The following is a 14,895-nucleotide window of genomic DNA, read 5'->3' as shown; positions in this document are numbered from 1 at the left end:
CAAAGTCTGTTGCATCCCCTACAGTCCGTTAGACCGCATAATATCGTTCACTACAAGACTAAAATATAGTTATGCACACGAAGTGAATAAAACGGTACAGGCCTTGAATATACTGGCTTTCAGAGTCCATTTAAGGAGACATTGACTAAAAATTCTGCCATACTGGCTGTCTATTTTTTGTAGGTATTTTGTCCCTAAAAATTACCACAAGCACAACAAGAGGATTTACAAATGTCGAACCATTTTCCAGTGAACCGCGAGTTATTTGATGATGTTATGGTGCCAAACTACGCACCTTCGAAAGTCATTCCAGTACGTGGTGAAGGTTCTCGCGTTTGGGATCAGAACGACAAAGAGTTCATCGATTTCGCAGGCGGCATCGCAGTAAACTGTTTAGGTCACTGTCACCCAGCATTAGTTGCTGCATTAAAAGAGCAAGGCGAAAAAATCTGGCACTTATCAAACGTTATGACTAACGAGCCAGCATTGCGTTTAGCAAAGAAATTAGTAGACAACACGTTTGCAGACAAAGTGTACTTCGCAAACTCAGGTGCAGAATCAAACGAAGCAGCATTAAAACTTGCGCGTCGTTGGGCGCTTGATAACTACGGTGAAGAGAAATCACAAATTATCTCTTTCAAGCAAGGCTTCCACGGTCGTACATTCTTCACAGTAACAGTAGGCGGTCAAGCGGCATACTCTGACGGTTTTGGTCCTAAGCCAGGTGACGTTGTACATGCTGAATATAACAACCTAGAATCATTAAAAGAGCTTATCTCTGACAAAACATGTGCAGTGATGATGGAACCACTTCAAGGTGAAGGCGGTATCGTATCTCCTACACAAGAGTTTGCGGAAGGTGTTCGTGAACTTTGTGACCAACACAATGCACTTCTTATTTTCGATGAAGTACAAACAGGTGTTGGCCGTACTGGTGAACTATACGCATACATGGGCTTAAACGTCACTCCAGACATCTTAACAACTGCGAAAGCACTAGGTGGTGGTTTCCCAATTGGCGCGATGATCACAACAACTGAAATCGCTAAGCACTTAAAAATCGGTACACACGGTTCTACATACGGTGGTAACCCATTAGCGTGTGCTGTAGCAGAAGCTGCATTCGATACAGTTAATGACAGAGCCCTTTTAGACGGTGTGAAAGCAAAAGAGAAGCTATACTTCGATGGCTTAAAAGCGATTAACGAAAAGTACAACGTATTCTCTGAAGTACGTGGTAAAGGTCTATTAGTTGGTGCTGTGCTTAACGAACAATACCAAGGTCGCGCAAAAGACTTCTTAATGGCTGCGATGGAAGAAGGTGTAATGACGCTAGTTGCTGGCGCAAACATCGTTCGTTTCGCTCCATCTCTTGTAATCCCTGACGCAGACATTGCTGAAGGTCTAGCACGCTTTGAAAAAGCGGTAGCTAAATTAGCTCAATAAGCATTCGCTAAGCTTATAAAGCCCGCAGTATTAGTACTGCGGGCATCTTATAAACCCACAGAGTAAGTAATATGGTTATTATACGCCCTATTCAAGCAAGTGATTACGATGCATTGCACCGTATCGCTATCGAATCAGGACACGGTTTTACATCACTTCCTGTTAATGAAGAGTTGCTTAAAAAGCGCATCACGCATTCAGAGGAATCGTTTGCTAAGCAAGTGACACAACCGGGCCAAGAAGGCTACCTGTTTGTAATGGAAGATTTAGAAACAGGCGAAGTTGTTGGTACCAGTGGCATAGAAGCAGCCGTTGGTTTAGAAGATGCTTTCTACCACTACCATTTAGGTAAGGTAGTGCACAATTCACGTGAATTAGGTATTTACAATACTGTAGAAACCCTATCTCTTTGTAATGATTACACGGGTGCAAGCGAGATTTGTACTTTGTTCTTAAGTGAAGGCCACCGTAAAAACAATAATGGACGCTTTTTATCACGCTTCCGTTTCTTGTTTATGGCTGAACATACAGAGAGATTTGCTGATACGGTTATTGCCGAAATGCGCGGCGTTTCTGACGAGAATGGTGAGTCACCATTCTGGCAATGGCTCGAAGAACACTTTTTCTCAATGGACTTCCCTACAGCTGATTACCTAACAGGTATTGGCAAGAAAGTGTTCATTGCAGAGCTTATGCCGAAGTACCCAATTTACGTGAATTTACTGAGTGAAAAAGCACAACAAGTGATCAACAAAGTTCACGACAAAACGGTACCGGCACTTCGTTTATTAGAAGCTGAAGGTTTTGCACGTCGTGGCTATGTAGACATTTTTGATGCTGGCCCCACGGTTGAAGCTCAGAAAGATTCTATCCGCACCGTTTCACAAAGCCAGAAATGTCAGGTCATTATTGGTGATGTGAATAACGACGAAAACTACATGATCTGTAACACCAAAGTGAACGGTTTCCGCGCGACGCAGGCACAGGTTGCGCTTCGCGAAACAGCAAACCAAGTAGTTATTAGCCCAGCAACGGCTGAAGCACTTATGGTGACAGAGGGTGATTGGGTTCGCCTAATTACCAACTAATTATTGGCAAAGAGGATTATTCATGTCTCAAGCTATTCAATTTATTAATGGTCAATGGCAAGCAGGCCTTGGTCATGAAGTGACATCTTTAAACCCAGCAAAAAACGAAGTGATTTGGCAGGGTAACACAGCAACAGCTGACCAAGTTGACGAAGCGATCAAAGCTGCTCGCGCAGCTTTTGCTAGCTGGTCAATGCAAAGCTTAGAAGCGCGTATCGCAGTTATCGAAGCATACGGTAAGCAGCTGGAAGAGAACAAAGAAGAAATGGCGCGCACCATCGCAGAAGAAACGGGCAAGCCATTGTGGGAAACACGCACTGAAGCTGGCGCAATGATGGGCAAAATTGGCCTTTCATTAAAATCGTATCACGAACGCACGGGTACAGTTGAAAACCCTATGCCTGGCGCAAAAGCGTTTATTCGTCACAAGCCACATGGTGTTGTTGCGGTATTTGGCCCATACAACTTCCCTGGTCATTTACCAAATGGCCACATTGTGCCAGCATTAATTGCGGGTAACACGGTAGTATTTAAGCCAAGTGAATTGACGCCTAAAGTGGCTGAATTCATGTTAAAGCTATGGGAAAAAGCAGGTCTACCAGCAGGTGTAATCAACCTGATTCAAGGTGAATTAGAGACAGGTAAAGCGCTTGCTAGCCACCCGCAAATTGACGGTTTATTCTTCACGGGCTCTTCAACAACTGGCAAGTTGTTACATGAACAGTTTGGTGGTCAACCGGGCAAGATTTTGGCACTAGAAATGGGTGGTAATAACCCACTTATCGTAAAAGACGTTGAAGACGTTGATGGCGCAGTGCATGAAATCATCCAATCAGCGTTTATTACGACAGGTCAACGTTGTACTTGTGCACGTCGCCTATTCATTAAGAATGACGCTAAAGGTGATGCGATCATCGCAAAGCTTATCGAGGTGACAAAGAACATCAAAATTGGTCACTTCGACGCTGAAGACCAACCATTTATTGGTTCAATGATCTCAGAGCGAGCAGCATTGGGCCTAGTTGCAGCGCAAGCACAATTGGTTGAAATGGGCGGTAAGAGCTTAGTTGAGTTGAAGCACCTTGAAGCAAGCACTGGCTTTGTATCGCCAGGTATCATTGACGTAACAGCGATTGATGCATTACCTGATGAAGAGCACTTTGGTCCTCTACTAAAAGTGTTCCGCTACGATGACTTCGATGCAGCAATTGTAGAAGCAAATAACACAAGCTTCGGTTTATCAGCTGGTCTACTAGCGGATAGCAAGGAAGATTACGACTACTTCTTTGCACGTATCCGTGCTGGTATCGTTAACTGGAATAAGCAAATCACAGGTGCAAGTGGCGCTGCGCCATTTGGCGGTATTGGTGATAGCGGTAACCACAGAGCAAGCGCTTACTACGCAGCTGACTACTGTGCATACCCGGTTGCTTCAGTTGAAGCGGAACAGGTTGCAATGCCAGCAACATTAAGCCCAGGTTTAACGATTTAGTTGATCTACATTAATTTTTCGTGGCGGTAGTTACTGTATAGTAATTACCGCCTTGATTGGTTAAAATATCAACATGACTATGACATACAATTTACGAACTGCGGGCCGTCGCCCAGCATTCTTCAAAAGTATCGATCAAATCTAATTTCTGACGCTATTAGTTAGCGTCGGCTCACGTCTGTATATCTCATTATCACGCTTAGTTTGTCGCTAACTGTTTACCTTTTTTTATTCGTTTTATTAGGAAGACAACTATGACAGCGCAAGTCTCAGCACTATTTGACAACATTTGGGAAAACTACCTAGAAGTTACCCCTTCAGCAAAAAAAGTTCATGCCCTATTGGGTTCTGGTAACGACGTGATCAACGACCATGTTGCTTACCGTACGTTCAACATTGAGAAAGTAGGTCTAGAAAAGCTTGCTGCTCACTTAATTAACTTAGGCTATAAAGAATGTGGTGAGTACCACTTCGAAGCTAAGAAGCTTTATGCAAAGCATTTTGAACATGCCGATGCAACAATGCCTAAAGTATTTATCAGTGAACTACTTGTAGAAAAGTTCTCTGAAGAAGTACAAAGCATTATCCATAAGTTAGTTGATCAGTTACCTGCAGAAGCTGTGCTTGCCGATGATTTTCTTTTCTCAGGAAAGAATTGGGACGTGAGCTATGAAGACTACCAAACGCTTCTAGCGGAGAGTGAGTATGCTGCTTGGATGGCGGCTTGGGGCTACCGTGCAAACCATTTCACAGTAAGCATTAACCACCTAGAAAACTATAGCTCGATAGAAGCAGTGAATGATGCGGTAAAAGCAGGTGGCTTTACCCTAAATAGCTCTGGCGGTGAAATCAAAGGTGATGAGTCAGTAAAACTAGAGCAGTCATCAACAATGGCTGATGTTGCTCCCGTTTCATTCAGCGACCAAACCGTAGAAATCCCAAGCTGCTTCTACGAATTTGCTAAGCGTTACCCATTGGAAAATGGTGAACTTTACACAGGTTTTGTTGCTGCATCAGCTGATAAAATCTTTGAAAGCACCAACGCTGCAGCATAGATTAGCGTATTGTTTTAAAAAAGCCCGCTATAGCGGGCTTTTTTGTGCGTTTCGTAAAGACAATTATGGTCAAGTAATCGCCACTTGCTATAAACAGGGCAAACAGAGTAAAGTAAAGCCTCTTCGAGAAGGTTTAGTTTTATCGACATATGGTTACAGATACTGACGGCTACGTACATATAATCGAGTACCTAACCGAACATTTAAGTTTGTTTGAAAGTGCTGAGCAAAGCAGCTCTAGTGATACCGTAATGGCTGTCATTGAGCAAGAACTGAGTGAGCAAATCATTCTAGTTTGTAGTCAAAACGAAGCATTGACCTTCAACCAACGCAATATGATTATTCGTGAAGTAGACTCCATTGTGTACGATCTCGAAGAAATCCTATCCGGCGTAGTAAACAACCCAGTATCGACCCAACAGAAAACGTTTATCGTTGAGTTTGCCACGCTAATCAAAAATCTATTTGATACCGAAATCCATAACTTGCCACATTAGTGCGACGACAAGAGTCGCAATCAATTTATCGTATCGCTACAATAGCTTTGTCTCCCTTTTTTGGTTATGAGGAAAGTATGAAAGCTAAAGTAGAATGGATGAGCGATGAGCGTTTTGTTGCCACCACAGAAAGTGGTCACGCCATAGTATTAGATGCAAATGGTGGTAAAACAGCGCCAAGCCCTATGGAAAACGTTTTACTGTCTCTAGGTGGTTGCTCTTCCGTTGATGTTGTTAGCATTCTAGAGAAAGCTCGCCAAAACGTAACAGCAGTACGTGTCGAGTTAGACGGTACCCGCGCGGATGCCGTTCCTGCGTTATTCACTAAAATCCATTTACATTTTGTTGTCACGGGGAAAGGCGTTGCAGAGAAGCATGTTGAACGCGCTGTGGCATTATCTGCAGATAAGTATTGTTCAGTGGCATTAATGCTAAATAAGGCAGTAGAAATCACTCATGATTTCGAGGTTATTGAAGGCTAATAGCAGCTTAGCTTGTTTGGAGCCTGATAAAGGGCTCCAAACTATTTGAGAATCAAAACGTCCAACTCATTGAGTCCTGCCTCGTCCAGATAAAGTGACGCTGCCGAGCGAAATTGATCAACACCTATCTCTTGGCTAGATTTTTTGTTGTGTAGCAATGCCAACCAAAAATCAAAGGCTATTTTTTCTGGATTACCATTACTCTTGGCCATTTTTTGATAAATCGCATGTCCACACGAGTATAAGTCACTATATTGTCCTTGGTCAGCGAAGTTATCCAGTGCGGTTTTATTTAACGCGCTTTTACACGCTTCTCGCGCTTGTTGTCGTTTACTCGCCACAAAGCCCTTACTTTCAGGTTTAAGCATCAGTAGGAGCTGCCCTGCAACGAATTCGGCATGCCCTTCATGTATCCACGCGTCTTTGTTCGATATAGATAATGAATCATTGCCTTGATACAAATGAGCAACTTCATGTGCAAAGAACCATAGCAGTTCTTCCATAGGCTCATCGCTTATCTTGCCATACCAATGCATAAAGATTTGATGGGGTAATACACCACCCTGCCGTCCATATCGGTCACCTTCCGTTTGTCCAAAGGAGGCAAACAACATGGGTTTAGTCTGGATTGGTGGGAATCGTGTACCAAGTGTCCTTATTGCAATAGGAATGAATGAAGAAAATGCGTCAACTACTGACTTAGGGAGACCTGGGTCGACTACTGCAAAATAAGCCGTATCATTAGTCTGATTCACCTTTCCAACATACACTTTCCGGCCATCGTTATGATCATACCAACTGACTTTTTCATACGCCGTCATGCCGTTGATAATAATAGCGTCAGAAATAGGGGCTGAAAACGTTAAATACCACGTGTTTTCTGTTCCGGAGCAAAAGTTTGCACAAGCAAAAAAACGACCGCTATGAAACAAGTTACTACCATCAGAATAAGGCGAAAATGGCGCATAGGATTTGGGCAAATTGGTATAAGTAGGGGTCAATTCAAACGTAACTTCTGTGAATGTTTTTCCACTATTGGCAAACACTGTATCTCTACCACTAAGAGATTGAAAAGTTAAACCGGTAGTTTTTAAGCGCCACCTGTCATGGCGAGAATGATCAGGGGTATGATGAAACTGAATGCTCGAAATCGGTGTTTTACTTCGGTAGGTAACTGACCAATTATTATCCGCTGTTTTAACAATATCGGTAATTAAGATATTGTTTGCAAACGTAGATAGGCTACAACTGAATATACAACCAATTACTAGCCTAAGAATAACGCACATTTACAAGTCTGACATCCAATCAAGCTGCTTATTCGCTTCCGCTTTTTTGTCCATTAGATCACGTATTAAGGGCGTCAAAATCAGCTCCATCGCTAAGCCCATTTTCCCACCAGGTACAACTAACGTATTTACACGAGACATAAAGGCACCATCAATCATTGATAAGTAGAACGGAAAATCTACGTTGGATGAATCTCTAAAACGAATAACTACAAAGCTTTCGTCTAGCGTTGGAATTGCTTTAGCACTGAATGGGTTAGAGGTATCAACAGTTGGTACGCGTTGGAAGTTTACATGTGTACGTGAAAATTGCGGCGTAATAAAGTTGATGTAGTCATCCATTGATCGCACAATGCTATGCGTAACCGCTTCACGACTATGGCCGCGTTGATTGGTATCTCGGATGATCTTTTGAATCCACTCCAAGTTAACAATAGGGACCATTCCAATAAGCAAATCAACGTGTTCTGCGACATTATTTTTGTCAGTCACTACGCCACCGTGAAGCCCTTCATAGAAGAGTAAATCAGTCCCTTCCCCAAGATCTTCCCAAGGCGTAAAAGTACCTGGCATTTGATTATATGGTACGGCTTCGTCAAACGTATGCAGGTAACGACGCATTTTGCCTTTGCCTGTTTCAGAATAGTCCTTAAATAACCGCTCAAGCGCGTCAAAGTCATTCGCCTGATCACCAAAATAACTAATAGTTCGACCTTCTTCGCGTGCTTTGCGCTTTTCAAGATCCATTTCTTGGCGGGAAAATCGATGGAAACTATCTCCTTCAACATTTGCCGAGACAATACCTAGAGTACGGAAGATGTGCTCAAAGGATTCCGTAGTTGTCGATGTGCCAGCACCAGATGAACCAGTGACAGCGATAATTGGGTTGCGTGAAGACATGAAATGCCGTTAGTTAACAATTAAGCAACAGATGTTATACGGGTTATTAGTGTTTATATCAAGACATGATAAGAAAGGAGTGTATTCGCAGCATATATTTCGGACATAAAAAAACGGAGCATAAATGCTCCGTTTTTATTTAGATAATCTTTCGATTATGCGTCTGCGTTAGCTTCTTCCGCTACTTCAACTGCTTCTTCAACAGCTGGACGGTCTACTAACTCAACGTAAGCCATAGGTGCTTTATCACCAGTACGGTAACCACACTTAAGAATACGTGTGTAACCACCTGGGCGTTCTTGGTAACGAGGACCAAGTTCGCTGAATAAAAGACCAACAACTTCTTGATCGCGAGTACGAGCGAAAGCTAAACGACGGTTAGCAACGCTGTCAGTTTTAGCCAAAGTAATTAGTGGCTCTACTACGCGACGTAATTCTTTAGCTTTAGCAACAGTAGTTTTGATAACACCGTGCTTAACTAAAGAGCTTGCCATATTGCGGAACATCGCTTGACGATGACTGCTATTACGGTTTAACTGGCGACCGCTTTTACGATGGCGCATAAGTTAATCCTTCTCTACAAATTAGTTAACGATATCGATTTAGTCGTTATCAGCGATGCTTTCTGGTGGCCAGTTTTCTAGGCGCATACCTAGAGACAAACCACGAGACGCTAATACGTCTTTAATTTCAGTAAGTGACTTCTTACCCAAGTTAGGTGTTTTAAGAAGTTCAACTTCTGCACGCTGTACTAAATCACCGATATACTGAATTGCTTCTGCTTTCAGACAGTTCGCTGAACGAACAGTTAACTCTAAGTCATCAACAGGACGAAGCAAGATTGGATCAAATAGAGGTTTCTCTTCTTTTTGCTCCACTTCAGTCACATCACGTAATTCAACAAACGCATCTAACTGTTCAGCTAGGATTGTTGAAGCGCGACGGATAGCTTCTTCCGGATCTAACGTACCGTTAGTCTCCATGTCGATAATTAGCTTATCTAAGTCTGTGCGTTGTTCAACACGCGCAGAGTCTACGTCATAAGCAATTCTTTCTACAGGACTGAACGATGCATCAACCAATAAACGGCCGATTGCACGATCTTCTTCTTCGGCATCACGACGAGTAGATGCTGGTACGTAGCCACGACCAATTTCTACTTTAATGCGCATGCTGATTGAACCGTCACCAGTTAGGTGACAAATCACATGCTCAGGGTTAGCGATAGTTACATCGCCATCGTGTTGGATATCAGCTGCCGTAACAGGGCCTTCACCAGACTTAGTGATAGTTAGAACAGCTTCATTTTTGCCTTCTAAGCTAACTGCAAGTCCTTTAAGGTTTAACAGTATTTCGATGATGTCTTCTTGAACACCTTCTTTACTACTGTACTCGTGTAATACACCATCAATTTCAACTTCAGTTACAGCACATCCTGGCATTGAAGATAAAAGAATGCGGCGTAACGCATTACCTAATGTGTGACCAAAACCACGCTCTAATGGCTCTAAAGTAACTTTAGAACGTGTAGGGCTGACAGTTTCAACATCAACTAAACGTGGTCTTAAGAATTCGGTTACAGAACCCTGCATTATAGTCCTCTCTTAAAGTTCAGCTTTACTTAGAGTAAAGCTCGACAATCAACTGTTCATTAATTTCAGCAGACAAGTCTGAACGCTCAGGAACGCGTTTGAAAACGCCTTCCATTTTCTTGCTGTCTACTTCAACCCAGACTGGCTTCTCACGTTGCTCAGCTAATTCTAAAGCTGCGACGATACGCGCTTGAGTCTTAGACTTTTCACGAACTGAAACCACATCTTCTGCTTTAACAGTGAAAGATGGAATGTTTACAACTACACCGTTAACTACGATAGCTTTGTGGCTAACTAGTTGACGTGCTTCTGCACGAGTACTTGCGTAACCCATACGGTAAACAACGTTATCTAAACGTGTTTCTAGAAGCTGTAGCAAGTTCTCACCAGTGTTACCTTTAAGACGAGCTGCTTCTTTGTAGTAGTTGCGGAATTGCTTCTCTAATACACCGTAAATACGACGTACTTTTTGTTTTTCACGAAGCTGTACACCATAGTCAGATAAACGACCGCGACGCGCGCCGTGCTGACCAGGGATAGTTTCGATTTTACATTTAGTATCGATCGCGCGAACACCAGACTTAAGGAATAAGTCAGTACCTTCACGACGGCTAAGTTTTAGCTTAGGACCTAAATATCTTGCCATTTTCTTTCTCCAACTATCCTATTAAACGCGACGTTTCTTAGGAGGACGACAACCATTATGAGGAATAGGAGTAACGTCAGTAATGTTGGTGATTTTGAAACCAGCAGCATTTAAAGCACGGATCGCAGATTCACGACCTGGACCTGGACCTTTAACGAATACTTCAATATTCTTCAAACCAAACTCTTGCGCAGCTTTACCAGCGCGATCTGCAGCTACCTGAGCAGCAAATGGAGTAGATTTACGTGAACCACGGAAACCTGAACCACCAGCAGTCGCCCAAGATAATGCATTACCTTGACGGTCTGTAAGAGTTACGATTGTGTTGTTGAAAGAAGCATGGATATGAGCCATGCCATCAGCAACTTGTTTTTTTACGCGTTTACGCGTACGAACTGGAGTTTTAGCCATGTCTAATTACCTCGCTACTTCTTAATAGGCTTACGAGGACCTTTACGGGTGCGCGCATTTGTTTTAGTGCGTTGACCACGTAGAGGTAGACTGCGACGATGGCGAATACCACGGAAACAGCCAAGGTCCATCAGACGCTTGATGTTCATAGAAACTTCACGGCGTAAGTCACCTTCTACAGTGTACTTATCCACTTCTGCACGAAGCAAATCAATTTGAGCTTCGTCTAATTCGCTGATCTTTGTAGATTCTGCGATACCAGTTGCCGCCAAAATTGCTTTTGAGCGAGTCAAACCGATACCGTAAATCGCAGTAAGGGCAATTACTGCATGTTTACGATCAGGGATGTTAATGCCAGCGATACGGGCCACTAACACATCTCCTATATTAAAAATTAATAACCACAGGTTGAAAAGCCCGTTAGGATACTCAACCTGACTCTTTTTTGCAAATTTAAGTGTCACCACCTAAGTGATGACACTCGCATTTAAAGATTAACCTTGGCGTTGCTTGTGCTTAGGATCGGTCTTACAAATAACACGAACCACACCTGCACGCTTTACAACTTTACAGTTACGGCAAATCTTTTTTACGGATGCACGAACTTTCATCTTACTACTCCGTCAAATCTTATCGGCCGTAGCCTTTAAGATTAGCTTTCTTAAGCACGCTGTCATATTGATGAGACATCAAATGAGTTTGTACTTGTGCCATAAAGTCCATGATAACAACAACAATGATAAGTAACGAAGTACCACCAAAGTAGAACTGTACGTCCCACGCGATCATCATAAACTCAGGAACCAAACAAACAAAAGTAATGTATAACGCACCCGCTAGGGTTAAACGCGTCATTACTTTATCGATATATTTCGAAGTCTGTTCACCCGGACGAATACCCGGAATAAACGCACCAGACTTTTTCAGGTTATCTGCTGTTTCACGCGGGTTGAAAACCAACGCCGTGTAGAAGAAGCAGAAAAAGATTATCGCTGCAGCGAGTAACATTACGTATAGCGGCTGACCCGGAGAAATTGTCATAGACAAGTTCTGGAAGAAATCAGCTACTGCACCTTCACCTTGACCAAACCAGTTCGCCAGTGTACCTGGGAAAAGGATGATACTTGAAGCGAAAATAGGTGGAATAACACCAGCCATATTTACTTTCAATGGTAAATGAGTGCTTTGCGCAGCAAATACTTTACGACCTTGTTGGCGTTTTGCGTAGTTAACAACGATTCGACGCTGACCACGTTCAACAAAAACAACGAAGAAAGTCACTGCAAATACAATCACTGCAATTAGCAATAATACTAATAAGTGCAATTCACCTTGACGCGCCATCTCTGCAGTTTGACCTACAGCTGATGGCATACCAGCAACAATACCAGCAAAAATAAGAATCGAGATGCCGTTACCGATACCACGCTCAGTAATTTGTTCACCTAACCACATTAAGAACATGGTACCAGTAACCAAAGATACTACCGCAGCAAAATAAAAACCAAAGCCTTCGTTAATAACGAGACCTGGCATCATAGCCGGTAAACCGCGAGCAATCGCGATCGATTGGACTGTTGCTAATATTAAAGTACCGTAGCGAGTGTACTGACTGATCTTACGACGTCCAGCTTCACCTTCTTTCTTTAGCTCTTGCAGGCTAGGTACCATATGAGTACCTAACTGCATGATAATCGAAGCTGAAATGTACGGCATAATACCTAGAGCCAGTACAGAGGCACGCTCAAGTGCACCACCAGAGAACATGTTAAACATTTCTACGATGGTGCCCTTTTGTTGTTCAAACAACTGAGCTAATACAGCGGCGTCAATACCAGGGATTGGCACAAATGATCCTAGTCTAAACACGATTAGTGCTAAGAACACGAACCATAATCTTTGTTTCAGCTCGGTTAAACCACCTTGAGCTTTATCCATACCTGGTGTAGCCATACTCTGTATTATTCCTCGATTTTACCGCCAGCAGCTTCAATGGCTGCACGTGCGCCTTTAGTAACACCAATACCACGAATTGTAACAGGCTTAGTGATCTCGCCAGAAAGCATGATCTTAACTGTTTCAATGTTACGCGTGATAAGGTTAGCGTCTTTTAGCGTGTGAATGTCAACAACATCGCCTTCGATTTTGTTCAACTCGTGTAAACGAACTTCAGCGTGAACTAAAGACTTACGAGAAGTAAAACCGAATTTAGGTAAACGTTGTTTTAAAGGCATTTGACCGCCTTCGAAACCTGCACGTACGCCACCGCCAGAACGAGACTTCTGACCTTTGTGACCACGACCACCTGTTTTACCTAAACCAGAACCGATACCGCGACCTACACGTTTCTTGGCTGATTTACTGCCTGGTGCAGGAGATAATGTATTTAAACGCATAATTAGTCCTCCACCTTAATCATGTAATGTACTTGATTAATCATACCACGTACAGAAGGAGTATCTTCTAACTCAACTGTGTGATTGATACGACGTAAACCAAGACCACGTAATGTAGCTCTATGCTTCGGTAAACGACCGATTGAGCTTTTTACTTGAGTTACTTTAACTGTTTTAGCCATGCTTAATTACCCCAAGATGTCAGCAACGTCTTTGCCACGCTTAGCTGCTACAGACTCAGGCGATTTCATGTTCGCAAGAGCGCCGATAGTAGCGCGTACAACGTTGATTGGGTTAGTAGAACCGTATGCTTTTGACAATACGTTCTGTACGCCAGCAACTTCTAGTACTGCACGCATCGCACCACCGGCGATGATACCTGTACCTTCAGAAGCAGGTTGCATGTAAACTTTAGAACCTGAGTGACGACCCTTGATAGGGTGCTGAAGAGTAGTACCCTTCAAGTCAACAGTTACTAAGTTACGACGAGCCTTTTCCATTGCTTTTTGGATTGCAGCAGGAACTTCACGTGCCTTACCGTAACCAAAACCAACACGGCCATTACCGTCACCAACTACAGTTAATGCTGTGAAACTGAAAATACGACCACCTTTAACCACTTTTGATACGCGGTTAACAGCGATTAGCTTTTCAGCCATATCTGTTTGCTGTTGTGTGTTTTCTACATTAGCCATGACCAACTCCTAGAACTGAAGACCAGCTTCACGAGCTGCTTCTGCTAACGCTTTAACGCGACCGTGGTAACGGAAACCCGAACGGTCAAATGCTACAGACTCAATGCCTTTCGCTTTTGCGCGTTCTGCGATTGCTTTACCTACAGCTTCTGCTGCAGCTTTGTTACCAGTTTTTTCAACTTGTGCTTTCACTTCTTTATCTAAAGTAGATGCAGTTGCAATTACTTCAGAACCAGTTGGAGCGATAAGTTGCGCGTAAATGTGACGAGGAGTACGGAATACAACTAAACGATTCGCACCCAACTCGCTGATTTTTGCACGTGCACGTTTTGCACGGCGTAAACGAGATGTTTTCTTATCCATCGTATTACCCTACTTCTTCTTAGCTTCTTTACGACGAACGTATTCGTCTTCGTAACGGATACCTTTACCTTTGTAAGGCTCTGGCTCACGGTACGAACGAATGTTCGCAGCAACTTGACCAACCAACTGCTTGTCAGCGCCTGTAAGCACAACTTCAGTTTGGCTTGGAGTTTCACACTTAACCCCTTCAGGGATAGCGTGGTCAACTGGGTGAGAGAAACCTAAAGAAAGGTTTAACACTTTACCAGCAGCTTTTGCACGGTAACCAACACCGTTAAGAATTAATTTCTTAGTGAAGCCTTTAGCTACGCCTTCAACCATGTTGTTGATGTTAGCGCGAGCTGTACCAGCTTGCATCCACGCAGCTTTTGACTCTTCAGCGACAGTAGTAGTAATAGTTTCGCCCTCTTGAGCAACGTTTACTAAACCGTTAATAGTGCGAGTCAACTCACCTTGTGGACCTTTAACAGTAATGTCTTGACCTGATAACGTAACAGTAACGCCTGCAGGAATTGACACAGGTGCTTTTGCAACACGAGACAT

Annotated in this window: 20 protein-coding genes; 6 read left to right on the top strand and 14 right to left on the bottom strand. The window is 43.1% G+C overall.

Annotated elements, in window-relative coordinates:
- The first annotated feature begins 231 nt into the window (after positions 1-231).
- The 6 genes from ACFSJY_RS14800 to ACFSJY_RS14775 all read left to right on the top strand — a co-directional run bounded on the left by ACFSJY_RS14800 (position 232) and on the right by ACFSJY_RS14775 (position 6,060).
- Positions 232-1,446 (top strand): aspartate aminotransferase family protein, encoded by a 1,215-nt coding sequence (locus ACFSJY_RS14800; protein WP_386035822.1) that lies wholly within the window; start codon positions 232-234, stop codon positions 1,444-1,446.
- 71 nt (positions 1,447-1,517) lie between these two features.
- Positions 1,518-2,534, top strand: coding sequence for an arginine N-succinyltransferase (astA, locus tag ACFSJY_RS14795; protein ID WP_386035819.1), 1,017 nt, complete (start codon positions 1,518-1,520; stop codon positions 2,532-2,534).
- A 22-nt stretch (positions 2,535-2,556) separates the two neighbouring features.
- The gene (gene astD, locus ACFSJY_RS14790; RefSeq protein WP_386035816.1) at positions 2,557-4,026 is read left to right on the top strand and encodes a succinylglutamate-semialdehyde dehydrogenase; all 1,470 of its coding nucleotides are present in this window, start codon (positions 2,557-2,559) and stop codon (positions 4,024-4,026) included.
- A 254-nt stretch (positions 4,027-4,280) separates the two neighbouring features.
- Positions 4,281-5,081, top strand: a complete 801-nt coding sequence (locus tag ACFSJY_RS14785) for a DUF1338 domain-containing protein (RefSeq protein WP_386035813.1) — start codon at positions 4,281-4,283, stop codon at positions 5,079-5,081.
- Between the two features lie 149 nt (positions 5,082-5,230).
- Positions 5,231-5,578: a DUF3802 family protein gene (locus ACFSJY_RS14780; protein ID WP_386035810.1), complete on the top strand. Its 348-nt coding sequence runs from the start codon at positions 5,231-5,233 to the stop codon at positions 5,576-5,578.
- Positions 5,579-5,655: 77 nt separating this feature from the next.
- Positions 5,656-6,060, top strand: coding sequence for an OsmC family protein (locus ACFSJY_RS14775; RefSeq protein WP_386035807.1), 405 nt, complete (start codon positions 5,656-5,658; stop codon positions 6,058-6,060).
- Positions 6,061-6,101: 41 nt separating this feature from the next.
- On the opposite strand, the gene ACFSJY_RS14770 is transcribed toward ACFSJY_RS14775, so the two are convergent.
- The 14 genes from ACFSJY_RS14770 to rplF all read right to left on the bottom strand — a co-directional run bounded on the left by ACFSJY_RS14770 (position 6,102) and on the right by rplF (position 14,895).
- Positions 6,102-7,349 carry a hypothetical protein gene (locus ACFSJY_RS14770; RefSeq protein WP_386035804.1) on the bottom strand — a complete coding sequence of 416 codons (1,248 nt, stop codon included), beginning with the start codon at positions 7,347-7,349 and terminating at the stop codon, positions 6,102-6,104.
- Positions 7,350-8,249: a phosphoribulokinase gene (locus tag ACFSJY_RS14765; RefSeq protein WP_386035801.1), complete on the bottom strand. Its 900-nt coding sequence runs from the start codon at positions 8,247-8,249 to the stop codon at positions 7,350-7,352.
- Positions 8,250-8,404: 155 nt separating this feature from the next.
- Entirely contained in the window at positions 8,405-8,812 is a 408-nt protein-coding gene (rplQ, locus tag ACFSJY_RS14760; protein WP_386035798.1) for a 50S ribosomal protein L17, read from the bottom strand.
- A 39-nt stretch (positions 8,813-8,851) separates the two neighbouring features.
- On the bottom strand, positions 8,852-9,841 hold the full coding sequence (locus ACFSJY_RS14755) for a DNA-directed RNA polymerase subunit alpha (protein ID WP_386035795.1): 990 nt from the start codon (positions 9,839-9,841) through the stop codon (positions 8,852-8,854).
- Positions 9,842-9,866: 25 nt separating this feature from the next.
- Positions 9,867-10,487, bottom strand: a complete 621-nt coding sequence (gene rpsD, locus ACFSJY_RS14750; protein ID WP_386035791.1) for a 30S ribosomal protein S4 — start codon at positions 10,485-10,487, stop codon at positions 9,867-9,869.
- A 21-nt stretch (positions 10,488-10,508) separates the two neighbouring features.
- Positions 10,509-10,898, bottom strand: a complete 390-nt coding sequence (gene rpsK, locus ACFSJY_RS14745) for a 30S ribosomal protein S11 (protein WP_076420861.1) — start codon at positions 10,896-10,898, stop codon at positions 10,509-10,511.
- 14 nt (positions 10,899-10,912) lie between these two features.
- Positions 10,913-11,269, bottom strand: coding sequence for a 30S ribosomal protein S13 (rpsM, locus tag ACFSJY_RS14740; RefSeq protein WP_115998826.1), 357 nt, complete (start codon positions 11,267-11,269; stop codon positions 10,913-10,915).
- 123 nt (positions 11,270-11,392) lie between these two features.
- A complete protein-coding gene (rpmJ, locus tag ACFSJY_RS14735; protein WP_074496180.1) occupies positions 11,393-11,509 on the bottom strand; it encodes a 50S ribosomal protein L36 in 117 nt (38 codons plus the stop codon).
- A 19-nt stretch (positions 11,510-11,528) separates the two neighbouring features.
- The gene (gene secY / locus ACFSJY_RS14730; protein WP_386035787.1) at positions 11,529-12,851 is read right to left on the bottom strand and encodes a preprotein translocase subunit SecY; all 1,323 of its coding nucleotides are present in this window, start codon (positions 12,849-12,851) and stop codon (positions 11,529-11,531) included.
- A gap of 8 nt (positions 12,852-12,859) precedes the next feature.
- Complete coding sequence (gene rplO / locus ACFSJY_RS14725) at positions 12,860-13,294, bottom strand: 50S ribosomal protein L15 (protein ID WP_386035784.1); 435 nt, start codon at positions 13,292-13,294, stop codon at positions 12,860-12,862.
- A gap of 2 nt (positions 13,295-13,296) precedes the next feature.
- Positions 13,297-13,476, bottom strand: a complete 180-nt coding sequence (gene rpmD, locus ACFSJY_RS14720; protein ID WP_115998823.1) for a 50S ribosomal protein L30 — start codon at positions 13,474-13,476, stop codon at positions 13,297-13,299.
- Positions 13,477-13,482: 6 nt separating this feature from the next.
- On the bottom strand, positions 13,483-13,989 hold the full coding sequence (rpsE, locus tag ACFSJY_RS14715; protein WP_386035781.1) for a 30S ribosomal protein S5: 507 nt from the start codon (positions 13,987-13,989) through the stop codon (positions 13,483-13,485).
- A gap of 9 nt (positions 13,990-13,998) precedes the next feature.
- A complete protein-coding gene (gene rplR, locus ACFSJY_RS14710) occupies positions 13,999-14,352 on the bottom strand; it encodes a 50S ribosomal protein L18 (protein WP_386035778.1) in 354 nt (117 codons plus the stop codon).
- A 9-nt stretch (positions 14,353-14,361) separates the two neighbouring features.
- Positions 14,362-14,895, bottom strand: a complete 534-nt coding sequence (gene rplF / locus ACFSJY_RS14705; protein WP_386035775.1) for a 50S ribosomal protein L6 — start codon at positions 14,893-14,895, stop codon at positions 14,362-14,364.

The sequence above is a fragment of the Thalassotalea euphylliae genome, assembly GCF_042682785.1.
Lineage (GTDB): Bacteria > Pseudomonadota > Gammaproteobacteria > Enterobacterales > Alteromonadaceae > Thalassotalea_F > Thalassotalea_F euphylliae.
Note: the sequence above shows the minus strand (reverse complement) of the source record. Positions and strands in the feature narration are given on the sequence as shown.